Origin of the sequence: Hyphomonas sp. CACIAM 19H1, from assembly GCF_003325995.1 — a bacterium.
In the GTDB taxonomy this organism is placed as follows: domain Bacteria; phylum Pseudomonadota; class Alphaproteobacteria; order Caulobacterales; family Hyphomonadaceae; genus Hyphomonas; species Hyphomonas polymorpha.
The window spans coordinates 2,012,552-2,025,917 of record NZ_CP016437.1 but is presented as its reverse complement, the minus strand read 5'-3'; the positions used below and the strand labels follow the sequence as shown (position 1 = coordinate 2,025,917).

General features: G+C 64.0%; 11 protein-coding genes. 9 read left to right on the top strand and 2 right to left on the bottom strand.

Annotated elements, in window-relative coordinates:
- Nucleotides 1–125 precede the first annotated feature (125 nt).
- Both BBF93_RS09490 and BBF93_RS09485 read right to left on the bottom strand, forming a co-directional pair.
- A complete protein-coding gene (locus tag BBF93_RS09490; protein WP_114105738.1) occupies nt 126–362 on the bottom strand; it encodes a hypothetical protein in 237 nt (78 codons plus the stop codon).
- Nucleotides 363–418: 56 nt separating this feature from the next.
- A complete protein-coding gene (locus BBF93_RS09485; RefSeq protein ID WP_114105737.1) occupies nt 419–1,555 on the bottom strand; it encodes a bifunctional 2-C-methyl-D-erythritol 4-phosphate cytidylyltransferase/2-C-methyl-D-erythritol 2,4-cyclodiphosphate synthase in 1,137 nt (378 codons plus the stop codon).
- A gap of 119 nt (nt 1,556–1,674) precedes the next feature.
- Between BBF93_RS09485 and BBF93_RS09480 the strand changes: the two genes are divergently transcribed.
- From BBF93_RS09480 to hflX, 9 genes are all read left to right on the top strand, one after another.
- Nucleotides 1,675–2,664 (top strand): tRNA-dihydrouridine synthase, encoded by a 990-nt coding sequence (locus BBF93_RS09480; RefSeq protein ID WP_233349331.1) that lies wholly within the window; start codon nt 1,675–1,677, stop codon nt 2,662–2,664.
- A 2-nt stretch (nt 2,665–2,666) separates the two neighbouring features.
- Complete coding sequence (locus BBF93_RS09475; RefSeq protein WP_035597022.1) at nt 2,667–3,725, top strand: nitrogen regulation protein NR(II); 1,059 nt, start codon at nt 2,667–2,669, stop codon at nt 3,723–3,725.
- Between the two features lie 6 nt (nt 3,726–3,731).
- Complete coding sequence (locus BBF93_RS09470; RefSeq protein WP_035597025.1) at nt 3,732–5,105, top strand: sigma-54 dependent transcriptional regulator; 1,374 nt, start codon at nt 3,732–3,734, stop codon at nt 5,103–5,105.
- Nucleotides 5,106–5,211: 106 nt separating this feature from the next.
- Nucleotides 5,212–7,488, top strand: coding sequence for an ATP-binding protein (locus BBF93_RS09465; RefSeq protein WP_114105735.1), 2,277 nt, complete (start codon nt 5,212–5,214; stop codon nt 7,486–7,488).
- Between the two features lie 13 nt (nt 7,489–7,501).
- Nucleotides 7,502–8,887: a sigma-54 dependent transcriptional regulator gene (locus BBF93_RS09460; RefSeq protein ID WP_035597027.1), complete on the top strand. Its 1,386-nt coding sequence runs from the start codon at nt 7,502–7,504 to the stop codon at nt 8,885–8,887.
- A gap of 24 nt (nt 8,888–8,911) precedes the next feature.
- On the top strand, nt 8,912–10,285 hold the full coding sequence (trkA, locus tag BBF93_RS09455; RefSeq protein ID WP_035597030.1) for a Trk system potassium transporter TrkA: 1,374 nt from the start codon (nt 8,912–8,914) through the stop codon (nt 10,283–10,285).
- A 3-nt stretch (nt 10,286–10,288) separates the two neighbouring features.
- On the top strand, nt 10,289–11,695 hold the full coding sequence (locus BBF93_RS09450; RefSeq protein WP_035597033.1) for a potassium transporter TrkG: 1,407 nt from the start codon (nt 10,289–10,291) through the stop codon (nt 11,693–11,695).
- An 81-nt stretch (nt 11,696–11,776) separates the two neighbouring features.
- Nucleotides 11,777–12,025, top strand: a complete 249-nt coding sequence (hfq, locus tag BBF93_RS09445; RefSeq protein ID WP_035597036.1) for an RNA chaperone Hfq — start codon at nt 11,777–11,779, stop codon at nt 12,023–12,025.
- Nucleotides 12,026–12,031: 6 nt separating this feature from the next.
- Nucleotides 12,032–13,366, top strand: coding sequence for a GTPase HflX (hflX, locus tag BBF93_RS09440; protein WP_035597039.1), 1,335 nt, complete (start codon nt 12,032–12,034; stop codon nt 13,364–13,366).

The following is a 13,366-nucleotide window of genomic DNA, read 5'->3' as shown; positions in this document are numbered from 1 at the left end:
ATCCTCCCCTGCGTAGCGGGGGAGGTGGACGCGAAGCGGACGGAGGGGGCTGGTCCGCAAAGACTGCCACTTGCTTCCGGACAACAGCATGCTTCCGGCATCTTCATATTGTTAAAGCGGTAGGGCTACTTTCCCTCAAGGTATCTCAGAGTTTCAGCAAGCCGTCCGCAAATTGCTTCCTCATCAAATAGAAACTCTCCGCCTCCCGGGCGGTACATGGCCAGCATCACCACTGTTTCCTGTACGTATTCATTTTCCGGGTAAGCGAGATCCAGAGCGACCTCTAAAGCATTTGCGTTCGTGATCGAGGTGTCCGCACCTGACGTGAAGGTTTCGATCAGCGCCCTTATGTCGGGGGACATGAATTCCTCTCCCTAGGCTCCAAGGCGGTTATGTTAGATTGCATTACAAAACCGCCTCACCCCCTCGGCACCAGCAGCGCCACAGCCTCCGCCGCAATTCCCTCGCGCCGCCCGGTAAAGCCCAGCCCCTCAGTCGTCGTCGCCTTCACGCTGACGGCGTCCAGCGGCAGGGCCAGCAGTTCCGCTGTCCGCGCCCGCATGGCCTCCCGGTGCGGTTTCACCTTGGGCGCCTCACAGATCACCGTGATGTCACAATTGGCGATCACGTATCCCTTCGCCTCGGCGAGCCTCTGGGCCTCCTTCAGGAAGATGCCGCTCTCGGCGCCCTTCCATTGCGGGTCCGATGGCGGGAAATGGTCGCCAATATCCCCCAGCGCCACCGCGCCGAGGATCGCATCGGTCAGCGCATGCCAGGCCGCGTCGGCGTCCGAATGGCCCTTGAGTTTGGCGATGTGGGGAATGGCCACCCCGCACAGAGTCACATGATCCCCCGCCTCAAACTCATGCACGTCATACCCCTTGCCGATACGCGGGGTGCCAGCGGGGGCGAGGAGGCGGGCCAGCATGTCGAAATCCTCCGGATAGGTGATCTTGGAAAGGCGGGCCGAGCCGGGCACCATGGCAACCGTGCCCCCGGCAGCCTCGATGGCGGAGAGGTCGTCCACAAGGTCGGGCCCGGCAGCGGCGAGGGCGGCGCGTATCTCGCCGAGGCGGAATGCTTGCGGTGTCTGGACCCGGAAGAGGCCGGTTCTGTCCACATTTGTCCAGTTTTGTCCGCGATTTGACTTCAACGCGTCCGCCACTGGCAGCGCTGGGGCGGCCCCTGACACGGACGGGTCCTGCAGCCGCGCCAGCAGTTTGGCGATGGTCGCTGCATCGATGCCGGGGCGGGCCGCGTCATGGATCAGCACTGTGGCGCCCTCGCTCACCGTCGCTGCCGCCAGCCCGCTGAGCACCGATTGCGTGCGCGTATCGCCCGGTTTTGCCTGAATAATTTTTCCGTCAGCCGGCAATTCTCCCAGCTCCGGCCCGGCGACGATGACCACCTGCGAGATCTGAGGATGGCTATAGAATGCGTCGATCGACCAGTCGATCACCCGCTTTCCCAGCAGGGTTTGCCACTGTTTCGGGCGCTCGGCCCCTGCGCGCTGGCCAGTGCCTCCGGCCACGATGATTGCTACAGCCTCAGTCATGATCCGGCTTGTAAGCGACCCGCGCGCGGCTGGCTACTCCACGGAATGTCCCGAAAAGGGAATTATTTGCCCATGATTTGTGCGCTTGCGAAAAAATGAAAAGTGGGAAAGAAAAGGATATGACCAATTTTAAGGCACCTCGGGTCTGGCTGGCGCCAATGTCTGGCGCAACCGACGCCCCCATGCGGCGGCAGGCGGTGCATTTCGGCGCCCCGGCGGTCGTGTCGGAAATGGTCGCCGGGGAAACCCTGGCCCAGGCCCGCCCGGATGTGGTCCGCCGCACCTGCCGCCATGAAGGCGAAGGCCCCTGGATCGTCCAGCTCGCTGCCCGCCGCCCCGAGGATATGCTCGCCGGCGCCGTGCTGATGGCCAAAGCGGGCGTTGATGTGATCGACATCAATATGGGGTGCCCTTCCAAACAGGTGACTGGCGGCCAGTCCGGCTCCGCCCTGATGCGGGATCTGCCGCTGGCGGGGGAGATCATCGACGCCGCCCTTCAGGGCGCAGGCGCCCGCCCGGTCACCCTCAAGATGCGCCTTGGCTGGGACGACGACAACCACAACGCCCCCGAACTCGCCTGCATGGCAGAAGCCAAGGGCGTGCAGATGCTCACCGTCCATGGCCGCACACGCTGCCAGTTCTACACAGGCGCGGCCAACTGGGCCGCCGTCCGCCCGGCTGTTGAAGCGGTCAGCCTGCCGGTGATCGTCAATGGCGACATCTGCGATCTGGCCTCTGCGAAAGAGGCGCTGCGCCAGAGCGGCGCGCATGGCGTGATGATCGGGCGCGCGGCCATGGGCCGACCCTGGCTGCTGGGCTCGGTGGCGGCTGCCCTTGAGGGGCGCGCCTGGCGCAAACCGGGCCTCGGCGAACAGCTCGCCAGCCTGTGTGAGCAGATCTCTGATTCCCTTGATCTTTATGGGGCCAGCCTTGGCCTCAAGATGGTGCGCAAGCATGTCTCTGCCGCCATCGACGAACTCGAAACCGATCTGCCGGCTGCCGAGCGCCGGCAGTTGCGCGCTGATCTCTGCCGTATTGGGGACGCCGGAGAGCTGATCGCCGCGCTGCGGAAAGTCTATCTCGGCCAGACGCTGGAAAAGGCAGTATAGTTATGAGTACGTTGACAGGTGAGCGGCCCTCAGGCCTCGCCGATCTCTCCCCCATTGCGCTGCTGCACATTGACCAGCGCCGCCGCGTCGCAAATGTGAACCCCGCTGCAGAAGACCTGTTCAAGCTGTCGCGCCGCGCCCTCGTCGGCCGGCCGCTCAGCGAGGTTGTCTTCCACGATTCCATCCTGTTCGAACTGATCGACCGGGCCGAGCGCGACCCCGCCGAAATCACCGCGCCGTCCACGCCGGTCTCCGGCCCGTCTATGCAGATGCGCACGATCTGCGATGTGCGCCTGCGCACGGTCGAAGGCGGCAATTTCATCCTGGCGCTTTCCGAGGCACCCTCGCGCGATTCCGGCGAGGGCGTTGCCGGGGCCGCTGGCTTCGGGCGTATCCTTGGCCATGAGGTGAAAAACCCGTTGGCCGGCATCATCGGCGCCGCCCAGCTGCTGGAGCGTCAGGCCCATCCCGGCCAGTCCGAACTGCTGGATATCATCAAGGACGAAGCCCGGCGGATCGAGCGTCTGGTCAACCGCCTGTCCGCGTTCGAGCTGTTCTCTGCCCCCCGGATGCAGTCCTGCAATGTCCATGCGCTGCTGGACAAGGTGATCGCGTCCGAGCGCGCGGCCATGGGCGCGCGGGTGGAATACCGCCGCGACTTTGACCCCTCGCTGCCGGATATGATGTGCGATCCTGACCATCTGCAGCAGGCCTTCCAGAACATCGTCCGCAATGCCGCCGAAGCTGCCTCCGAAGGCGGCCGCAAGGGCGAGGTGGTGTTGCGCACCGCCTATGCCGCTGGCCTCGCCATGCGGCAGGCGCGCCTCGGTTCAGGCCTGCGCCGCGCCATGCTGATCTCCATCGAGGACAATGGCCAGGGCATCCCGCGCGAGCATCAGGCCACGATCTTTGATGTGTTCCAGTCCACCAAATCCGGCGGGCGGGGCCTCGGCCTCTCCATCGTCAGCGAGGTCATCAATGCCCATGGCGGGCAGATCCGCGTCGACAGCCAGCCCGGCGCTACCCGCTTCACCATCCTGTTGCCGCTTTCGGAGGCTTAAAATCTCATGGCTGACAAGACCGTACTCCTCGCAGAAGACGATGCCAGTATCCGGCTCGTCGTGAACCAGACCCTGGTTTCCGCCGGGTATGAGGTGCGGGCCACCAGCTCGCCCGATGCGCTGCAGCGCTGGGTCCGCAACGGGGAAGGGGATGTCGTCGTCACGGACGTCTATCTCGGCGACACGTCGATCTTCGATCTCCTGCCCTCCATGAAGCTGGCCCGGCCAGACCTGCCCTTCATCGTGATGAGCGGCCAGAACACCATCCTCACTGCGGCCTCGGCTGCCGAGCATGGGGCGTTCGATTATCTTCCCAAGCCGTTCGACATCGATGTCCTCTCCAGCCTTGTCCGCCGCGCGCTGAAGGCGGCCCCGGCGCCGGAGCGGGCAATCCATCCCGACGCCCAGAAGGCGGTCGCCGATGCCGGGCTGCCGCTGATCGGCCGGTCAGACGCGATGCAGGAAGTCTACCGCCTGATCGCCAAGGTGATGAATACCGATCTCACCGTGCTGATCGAGGGCGAAAGCGGCACCGGCAAGGAACTCGCCGCCCGCGCCATCCACCAGCTTGGCCAGTCCAAGCGCGGCCAGTTCGTGGCGCTCGACCTTGCGGCCATGCCGCCTGCCGAAATCAACCGCGAACTCTTCGGCACTGATGGCAATGGCGGCGCCGTCCACATGAAGGGCGGCACGCTGTATCTCGATGAGATCGGCGACCTGCCAGCCGAAGCGCAGGCCCAGCTTGTGAAGCTGCTGCGCGAACCCGGCGGCGCCCGCCTGATCGCGTCCACCCGGCGCAACCTTGGCCGGCTCGTGGAAGACGGCAAATTCCGGGAAGACCTTTATTACCGCCTCAATGTGATGCGCCTCTCCATTCCGCCGCTGCGCCAGCGCAAGGAGGATATTCCCGAGCTTGCCCGGGCCTTCCTGATCCGCGCCCAGCGTCAGGGCCTGGCCGCCCGCACCTTCGACAAGTCGGCGCTGGACCTGATGGCCGCCTATGACTGGCCCGGCAACGTCCGCGAACTGGAGAACCTCGTCCTGCGCCTGGCTGTGCTCAGCTCCGATTCGGTCATCACGGTGATGGATGTCGAGCGCGAGATGCGGATGGGCGTGGCCGAGCAGACCGGCGCGAGCCTCGGCTTTGAGGCTGAGATCGAGGGCCTGCTGCACCGCTATGTAATGGGCGATCTCGTCTCTGGCGGTGAGGGTGAAGACTCCAATGTCCACGAATCGGTTGTTAACCGTGTTGAGCGCCCGCTGATCCGGCTCGCTCTGTCAGTTACCTCCGGAAACAAGGTTCGCGCGGCGCAGCTCCTTGGCATGAACCGCAACACATTGCGGGCCAAGATCAACGCCCTCGGCATTGCAGAAGACTGATTGACGACACACTGATCTGTGGCTTTAGTGCACCACTGTTGCGGGCGGGACACTGATAGTGTGTCCCGTTTGCAACGGGGCGGGGCCCCAACAGAACCGGAACTGAGTGTCGACCACAGCTAACTCACAGGCCAACAAGGCAAGCTGGGCCCTGTTTGAAGGGCTTTTCATCATCGCGGCCCTGGTCGCGGTGTTTGCGACCTTCATTGCCATTTCCGGCGTTGTTCCCGACGACCCGACCGCCGGCGCCACCCCCTGGCTGCTGGGGCTGAACTTCATCCTCCTGACCGTCCTCGCCATCATCGTGACGCGGGAATACCTGCAGATCCGTGTCGGCAAGGAAGATGGCAGCGGCAAGCTCGCCCGCCGCTTCGTGCTGCTGTTCGGCTTCTCGGCGCTGATTCCGGCCATGGTGGTTGCGGTCTTCATGGGTACCTTCATCACCCGCGGCCTCGACCGCTGGCTGGGGGAGCGCGTCGATCATCTGATGGAGCAGAATGCGGAAATCTTCCGCACCTATGTGGAAAACTTCCAGGCCACCTTCGATTCCGACATGCGCCTGGCGGCCATGGATGTGGAGAGCTTCGCGCGGCAGGTGGACAAGAGTCTCGAAATCGCCCCGCCCACCGAAGACGGCGACGGGGCGATTTATGATTATGCTTCGGCCACCTTCTTTGACGGGCTGCGCTCGGAACTGGCCAGCCGGGAATTCCTGACCATCGCCATTCTCGGCGCCGACGGGGTAGACCTTGTGGCCGAGGCGAGCGTTCAGGAGCCGATCCTGCTGCTGCCGCCCAAATCTGCCTATGTCGAGGCCGATCAGGGCTCGGTGGCAACCACACTTTACGAGGCGCGCGGCATTGCCACCGCGCTGATCCGCATTTCGGCGCCCACGGATGGGTACATCTATGCCGTGAAGGTATTCGACCGGAACGCGGCGCGCTCGCTGCGCGAAGCGGAAGCGGCGCTGGAAGAATACTACGCCGCCAAGCGCAGCGGCGGGCGGCTGCAGCTGATCTTCGTGATCGGCTATGCCCAGATTGCCGGTCTTGTGCTGCTGCTGGCGGGGCGTTTGGGGCTTGAGGCGGCGGGCCGGGTCACCGGGCCCATCGGACGCCTGGCATCGGCGGCGCATACCGTGCGCGACGGCGATCTCAGCGTGCGCGTGCCGGTCACCGGGCCAGTCGATGAACTGCACGCCCTGGCGCATTCCTTCAACGCGATGACCGAACAGCTCGCCACGCAGCGGGAAGACCTCATCCGTGCCCGGAACGATGAGGAAGACCGCCGCCGCTTCGTCGAGACCCTGCTGGCAGAACTGGGCGCCGGGGTCATGCGCGTGGGTCCCGATGGCCTTATCAGCCTGGCCAACCGGTCGGCGGCGGAACTACTGGGCCTCACGGGACAGATGGAAGGCGTGCCGCTGTCGGACGTGGCCCCGCAATTTGAACGCTATGTGCGCGACACGATCGAGCGGGACGCACCGGTGGACGCCACGCTGGACATCACCGTGGGCGGCGAGACCCGCAATATTCGCCTCAAGACGGCCATGGGGCCGGAGGGCGGCTGCGTGATCACCTTCGACGACACGACCCGCCTCGTGAATGCCCAGCGCCAGCTGGCCTGGCGAGACGTGGCGCGCCGCATTGCCCATGAGATCCGCAATCCGCTGACGCCGATCATGCTGTCTACGGAGCGTCTGAAGCGCCGTTATGGCCCGAAGATCGATGATCCCGATGGCGTGTTTGATCGCTGTATCGAGACGATCCTGCGCAAGGTGGATGACATCGCACACATGGTGGAGGAGTTCTCTTCCTTCGCCCGGATGCCCAAGCCGAGCGTGGCGCCGTTTGACATGCGCCCGCTGCTGCAGGGGGCGATCTTCTCGCAGACCGTCGTGTCGCCCGACATCGAAATCGAGATGGATACAGATCTCGAAACCGCGCCCTTCCTGGGGGATGAGCGCCTGCTGGGCCAGGCTTTCGGAAACCTCCTGAAGAACGCCGCCGAGGCCATCGAAGGGCAGTCGGTGGGAGATGATGTGTCCGGCAATATCCGTATCATCCTGCAGAAGGATGCGCGCGGTCTGGAGATCATCATCGAGGACAACGGCCCCGGCTTCCCGGCCGAGGTGCGCAACCGCCTGCTGGAGCCCTATGTGACGACGCGCGAGAAGGGCACGGGGCTTGGCCTTGCCATCGTGAACCGCATCATCGTCGATCATGGTGGCTCAATTTCCCTGCAGAACCGTCCTGACGGCCTGCGCGGCGCCCGTGTGCGCGTGCTGCTGCCGGAAAATGGCGCGCTGGCGATGCAGTTTGAAGACATGTCGATAGAAGAGGCAGGCGCCGAAGGCCGCGTGCCCTACCCGTTGAATTTGTAGAGGAGAGACGTGCATGGCACTCGACATCCTGGTAGTTGATGATGAGCCCGATATCCGTGAACTGATGGCTGGCGTCCTCGGCGACGAGGGCTACGCCGTGCGTACTGCCGACACGGCCGAACGCGCGCTGGAGGAAGTGCGCTCGCGCACGCCCCGGCTCGTGATCCTTGATGTCTGGCTTCAGGGCAGCGGCATGGATGGTCTTTCCGTGCTGAAATATCTGAAGTCGATCGACCCGATCCTCCCGGTCATCGTCATCAGCGGCCACGGCAATATCGAAACGGCCATCGCCGCCATCCGGCGCGGCGCGTTCGATTTCATCGAGAAGCCGATCAAGGCAGACCGGCTGATGCTGGTGGTGGAGCGCGCCATTGAGGCCGCCGCCCTGCGCTATGAGAACGCCGCACTGCGCAACCGCACGGGCGATGAGGAGCGCTGGATCGGCAACAGCCAGGCCGCCGCTGCCCTGCGCGCCTCGCTGGACAAGGTCGCGCCGACCAATTCCCGGGTTCTGATTTCCGGTCCGGCCGGGGTCGGCAAGGAGCTCGCCGCCCGTCTCATCCACAAGAACTCCGCCCGGGCCGATGGGCCGTTTGTGGTGGTGAACGCCGCCACGATTGCGCCCGACCAGATGGAGATCGCCCTCTTCGGCGAAGAGGACCAGCAGGGGCGCACCGTCCGTGTCGGCCTGTTCGAGCGCGCGCATACGGGCACGCTGCTGCTGGATGAAGTGGCTGACATGCCCATCGGCACACAGAACAAGATCCTTCGTGTGCTGACCGAGCAGCGTTTCCAGCGTGTGGGCGGCCGGTCTGATGTGACGGTCGATGTCCGCGTGATGGCGGCGACGACGAAAGACCTCAAGGCCGAAATCGACGCCGGCAATTTCCGCGAAGACCTGTTCTACCGCCTCAGCGTCGTGCCGCTGCGCGTGCCCTCCCTGTCGGAGCGGCGGGACGATATCGTGGAACTCGCCAACTATTTCTGCGAGCGCATCGCCGAAACGTCCGGCCTCACCTATCGCAGCTTTACCCAGGAAGCGCTCGCCGTGCTCCAGTCGATGGAATGGCCGGGCAATATCCGCCAGCTGCGCAACCTGGTGGAGCGTATCCTCATCCTGTCGCCCGCCGATTCCGCCCGGCCGATCAGCGTGGACGAGTTGCCGCGTGATCAGGGACGGGGGCCCTCTCCGGCGGCCAAGGCGGGCTCTGCAGAGCTGGTTGGCCTTTCCCTGCGCGACGCACGCGAGCAGTTCGAGCGGGAATATCTTACCCTGCAGATCACCCGTTTTAACGGAAATATCTCGCGAACTGCCGAGTTCATCGGTATGGAGCGGTCAGCACTGCACCGAAAATTAAAGGCTTTGGGGATATCGACGGGCGTTCGTCAGGATTCCTGAGCCAGACGCTGAAGGCTTGAAGATATGCACGTTCTGATCTGCGGCGCCGGGCGGGTAGGGCAGGGCATTGCCCGCCGCCTTGCCCGGGAAAAGCACGAGATCACCATTATCGACGAAAGCGCCGATCTTGTGGATCAGGTGTCCATTGACCTGGATGTGCGGGGGATTGTCGGTCATGCGGCGCATCCTGATGTGCTCAAGCGCGCCCGCGCGGCAGACTGCGAGATGATCATCGCCGTCACGCATTTCGACGAAATCAACATGGTGATCTGCCAGATCGCCCACACGCTGTTCTCGGTGCCCTTCAAGATCGCCCGCGTGCGCGACCGGTCCTATCTGGAGCCGGCCTGGAAGAACATCTTCTCCCGCGAGGGCCTGCCCATCGACATGGTGATCTCGCCGGAGGCTGAAGTGGGCGACGCCATCCTCCAGCGGTTCCGCACGCCCGGCACGATCATGAGCGCGAATTTCGCCGGTGGGCAGATCAAGCTGCTCGGCTTCGAGCTGCGCGCCGACAATCCGCTGATCGATGTGGCGGTTGACCAATTCAAAGGTCTGTTCCCGGATCTTTCCGCCCGCATCATCGGCATCGGCCGGGGCGACGCGGTTCACGCCCCGCGCGGCAAGGATGTGCTAAAGCCCGGCGACCGCGCCTATATCGCGGTTTTCGATGCCCATGCCAGCCGCCTCACCTCCATCTTCAACACCGAGCAGAGCCGTCTCGATCACGTCGTCATTGTGGGCGGCGGCAATGTCGGCCTGCATGTGGCCAAGATGCTGGAGAAGGAAAGCCATATCCGCGTCCGCCTGATCGAGCGGGACGGCGAGCGCGCCAACAAGGCCGTGGCCGCCGTCAAGCGCTCCATCGTCATCCAGGGCGATGGTCTGAACCCGGACATTCTCGCCGAAGGCGGGGTGGACCGGGCGGATTTCGTCATCGCCATTACCGATGATGACAAGGCCAACCTCCTGATCTCCAACCTCGCCAAGCGCGCCGGTGCCAAACGGGCGCTTGCCCTCATCAATTCGCCCGAACTTGCCGGCCTTGCCTCCGACATGCGGGTGGACACCGTGCTCGACCCGCGCGCTCTGACTGTTTCACAGATCCTCATGCGCATGCGCCGGGGCCGTATCCTCAACCTGCAATCGCTGGAAGACGGCATGGCGGAAGTGGCCGAGGGCATCACGCTGGAAACCTCTTCGCTGATCGGCAAGCCGCTCGGCTATGATGATCTTCCCGAAGGCATGACGGCGGCCGCCGTGGTGCGCGGCAACCAGATCATCATGGCCGATGAAGACGTGACCGTGCGCCCGGAAGATCATCTCATCGTCTTCTATGAGGCCGAGATGGTGCGCACGGTCGAAAAGTTCTTCCGGGTTAACCCGGATTATTTCTGATCCATGAATTATTCGTCGGTCGTCCGTGTTCTTGGCCTGCTGATGCTTATCCTGGCAGGCTGCGCGGCGTCGGCGGCGCTGCTGGCCTGGGCGATGGGCGAAACCCAGCAGATCATTTCCTTCGGCGCTACCGCGCTCGGCATTTCGGTTTTCGCGTCCAGCGTTCTGCTGCTGGCGCCAAAGCCATCCCGCCGCGCGCGCCCGTCAGATGCCCTGGCCGTTGTGCTGCTCTGGTGGTTTCTCTCGCCGGTGGCAGCAGCCATGCCCTTCGTGTTCGGCGTGGCCAACAACTCCGTTGCGGTCGCGTTGTTCGAGGCAGCTTCCTGTCTCACCACCACGGGGCATTCCATTCTGGGCTTTTCCGAAGCCTCCTGGCCCATCAGCCTGCTTTACTGGCGCGGCATCCTGCACCTGCTGGGCACCTATGCGGCCGTCGTGATGGCAGCCGGCGTGTTCGCGGCGATCAATCTCGGCGGCCCCGGCGTTCACCGCACGGTGCTGTTCACCGTTCCGGACGCCAGCTATTTCGATGCCATGCCCCGCATCTGCGCCGGCGTCGGCCTGATGCTGGGCATTTCGGTCAGCTTCATCCTGCTGCTGCTGTTGATGGCGGGCGTGCCGCCTGTGCGGGCGCTGGCTGATGCGGTCAGTGTGATCTCTACCGGCCTTGTTCTGCCGGATGCGGAAACCTTCCTGCCGCCCAATCCGGTGGCGAGCTTCATATTGGCCGTTGGCCTGGCCATCGGCGCGCTGGGCCTGGCTGTGTGGCTGCCCTTGCGTATCGGCGCTGTGCGTTCCGCGATCACGGACCCGGAGACGGTGGTCTTTTTGCTGTTGATGCTGATCTTTGCCGCCGCAACCCTTCCGCTCGGCGTGTCGATGATGAATGGCCTCGGCTGGTCCCTGTCCAGCCTGTCGACGTCCGGTATCCCGCTCTCGGCCGGGGCGCGCGACGCGGAGATCCCGCTGACGCTTGCCGTGCTGCCTGCGCTGATCGGGGGCTCTGCCCTCTCGGCGGCGGGCGGGATCAAGATTGCCCGCTTTATCGTGCTGGGTCAGCGTGCCGGGCAGGAGTTCCGCCAGCTCGGCTATCGCCGCTCGATCCTCAGCTTCCGCTTCCGCGACCGCGAGCTGGACGAGCGCAGCGTCATCGGCGTGTGGGTGTATTTCATCGTCTATGCGGGGGCGGTCTTCTCGGTGATCGCGGTGCTGGCCTTCCTCAACGTGCCTTTCGAGGAGTCGATTCGGCTCTCCATCGGCGCGCTGACCAGCTCCGGCGGGCTGATTGGGCAGGCTACAGACAATCTGGGTCCGGTGGGTCAAATATTGCTTAGTATTGCCATGGTTTTGGGCAGGGTTGAAATTCTGACCGTGTTACCGGCCCTTTCCCTGAGCTTCTGGCGGGGGTAAAGGGGGAACACCCTTGCGCAGGGTAAACAATGACATTAGCTGCGCAGGATAAGACAACAAAAAACAAGAAAGAAAAAACTGATGTCCGCCGATAAGAAGCAAAACCTCCAGGACACTTTCCTCAACGCCGTCCGCAAATCGCGCACCCCGCTCACCGTCTTCCTCGTCAACGGTGTAAAGCTTCAGGGTGTTGTCACATGGTTTGACAATTTCTGCATCCTCCTCCGGGGTGACGGACGCCCGCCGCAGCTGGTCTACAAGCATGCCATCTCGACCATCGCGCCCAGCGCGCCGGTCCAGCTCTTCGATGAGGAAATGGACGGAGACTGATCCCGTTTGACTGAAAAACTGATTGACCGCCTTCCGGCGCCGGAAATTGCCGGCGTCGTGATCCCGTGGTTCACACCGAGGGACCGGCCGGGTCCGGACCGTTTGTCCGAAACCGCCGGTCTCGTCGAAGCCCTTGGTTGTGAGCTGGGCTTCATCCGGCCTGATCATGTCCGTGAAGTGAATTCTTCCTTCCTGCTGTCGGGCGGCCTGCTTGACCGCATGGCGAATGACATTGCCGAGACGAACGCCACGCTCGCCGTCATCGACGCCTCGCTGACCCCCGTTCAGCAGCGCAACCTTGAAAAGCGCCTCGGCGTGAAGGTGATCGACCGGACTGGCCTGATCCTCGAAATCTTCGGTCTGCGCGCGCGCACCAAAGAGGGCCGCCTGCAGGTGGAACTTGCGCGCCTGCTTTACGAGCGCTCACGTCTCGTGCGCACCTGGACCCACCTTGAGCGCCAGCGCGGCGGCGGGGGCTTCCTCTCCGGTCCCGGCGAAAGCCAGCTTGAGGCAGACCGCCGGATGCTGGACGACAAGATCGTCCGTCTGCGGCGTGATCTGGATGACGTAAAGCGCACCCGCGAAGTGCAGAGGGCAGGGCGCCGGCGCTCCGGCAAACCTGTCATTGCGCTCGTCGGGTATACGAACTCTGGCAAGTCTACCCTGTTCAACCGGCTGACCGGGGCCGATGTGTTCGCCAAGGACATGCCCTTCGCCACGCTCGACCCGACCATCCGCCGGCTGGATTTGCCCACCTTGGGCGAAGCCGCGCTGATCGATACCGTCGGCTTCATCACCGATCTGCCCACCCACCTGATCGACAGTTTCCAGGCGACGCTTGAAGAGTCGCTGCAGGCGGACCTGCTGGTGCATGTGCGTGACCGCGCCAGCGCGTCGGATATGGAGCAAGCCGAAGATGTGGCGCTGGTGCTGGAGCGGCTGGAAACCGAATCCGGCCTGCCGTTGCCGCCGATGATTGAAGCCTGGAACAAGATGGATGCGCTCTCGCCGGAGCGGGCCGAATCCCTGTGCGCGCTTGCGGCGATCACGGATGATCCGCCTGCAGCCGCTGTTTCCGCGCTCACGGGCGAGGGCGTCGACGGCCTGCTGGAATTGATCGAGAAATCACTCCTCCGGGGGCGGACGGAAATCCGCCTCACGCTCAGCCCTGCAGATGGCAAGGCGCGCGCCTGGCTGCATCAGCATGGCGAAGTCACCGCGGAAAACCAGCTCGACGATGGCGGTACGGAAGTTTCTGTCCGTGTCTCGTCTGAACGCCTCGGCCAGTTCCGCGCAGAGTTTCCCGAGCTGGCGGCGAGCGCGTCGCTGGAGCAATCGTAG

What these genes read in the sequence shown, in the direction of transcription:
- BBF93_RS09490 (WP_114105738.1), bottom strand. Translation starts at nt 362, where the DNA reads ATGTCCCCCGACATAAGGGCGCTGATCGAAACCTTCACGTCAGGTGCG.
- BBF93_RS09485 (WP_114105737.1), bottom strand. Translation starts at nt 1,555, where the DNA reads ATGACTGAGGCTGTAGCAATCATCGTGGCCGGAGGCACTGGCCAGCGC.
- BBF93_RS09480 (WP_233349331.1), top strand. Translation starts at nt 1,675, where the DNA reads ATGACCAATTTTAAGGCACCTCGGGTCTGGCTGGCGCCAATGTCTGGC.
- BBF93_RS09475 (WP_035597022.1), top strand. Translation starts at nt 2,667, where the DNA reads ATGAGTACGTTGACAGGTGAGCGGCCCTCAGGCCTCGCCGATCTCTCC.
- BBF93_RS09470 (WP_035597025.1), top strand. Translation starts at nt 3,732, where the DNA reads ATGGCTGACAAGACCGTACTCCTCGCAGAAGACGATGCCAGTATCCGG.
- BBF93_RS09460 (WP_035597027.1), top strand. Translation starts at nt 7,502, where the DNA reads ATGGCACTCGACATCCTGGTAGTTGATGATGAGCCCGATATCCGTGAA.
- trkA (WP_035597030.1), top strand. Translation starts at nt 8,912, where the DNA reads ATGCACGTTCTGATCTGCGGCGCCGGGCGGGTAGGGCAGGGCATTGCC.
- BBF93_RS09450 (WP_035597033.1), top strand. Translation starts at nt 10,289, where the DNA reads ATGAATTATTCGTCGGTCGTCCGTGTTCTTGGCCTGCTGATGCTTATC.
- hfq (WP_035597036.1), top strand. Translation starts at nt 11,777, where the DNA reads ATGTCCGCCGATAAGAAGCAAAACCTCCAGGACACTTTCCTCAACGCC.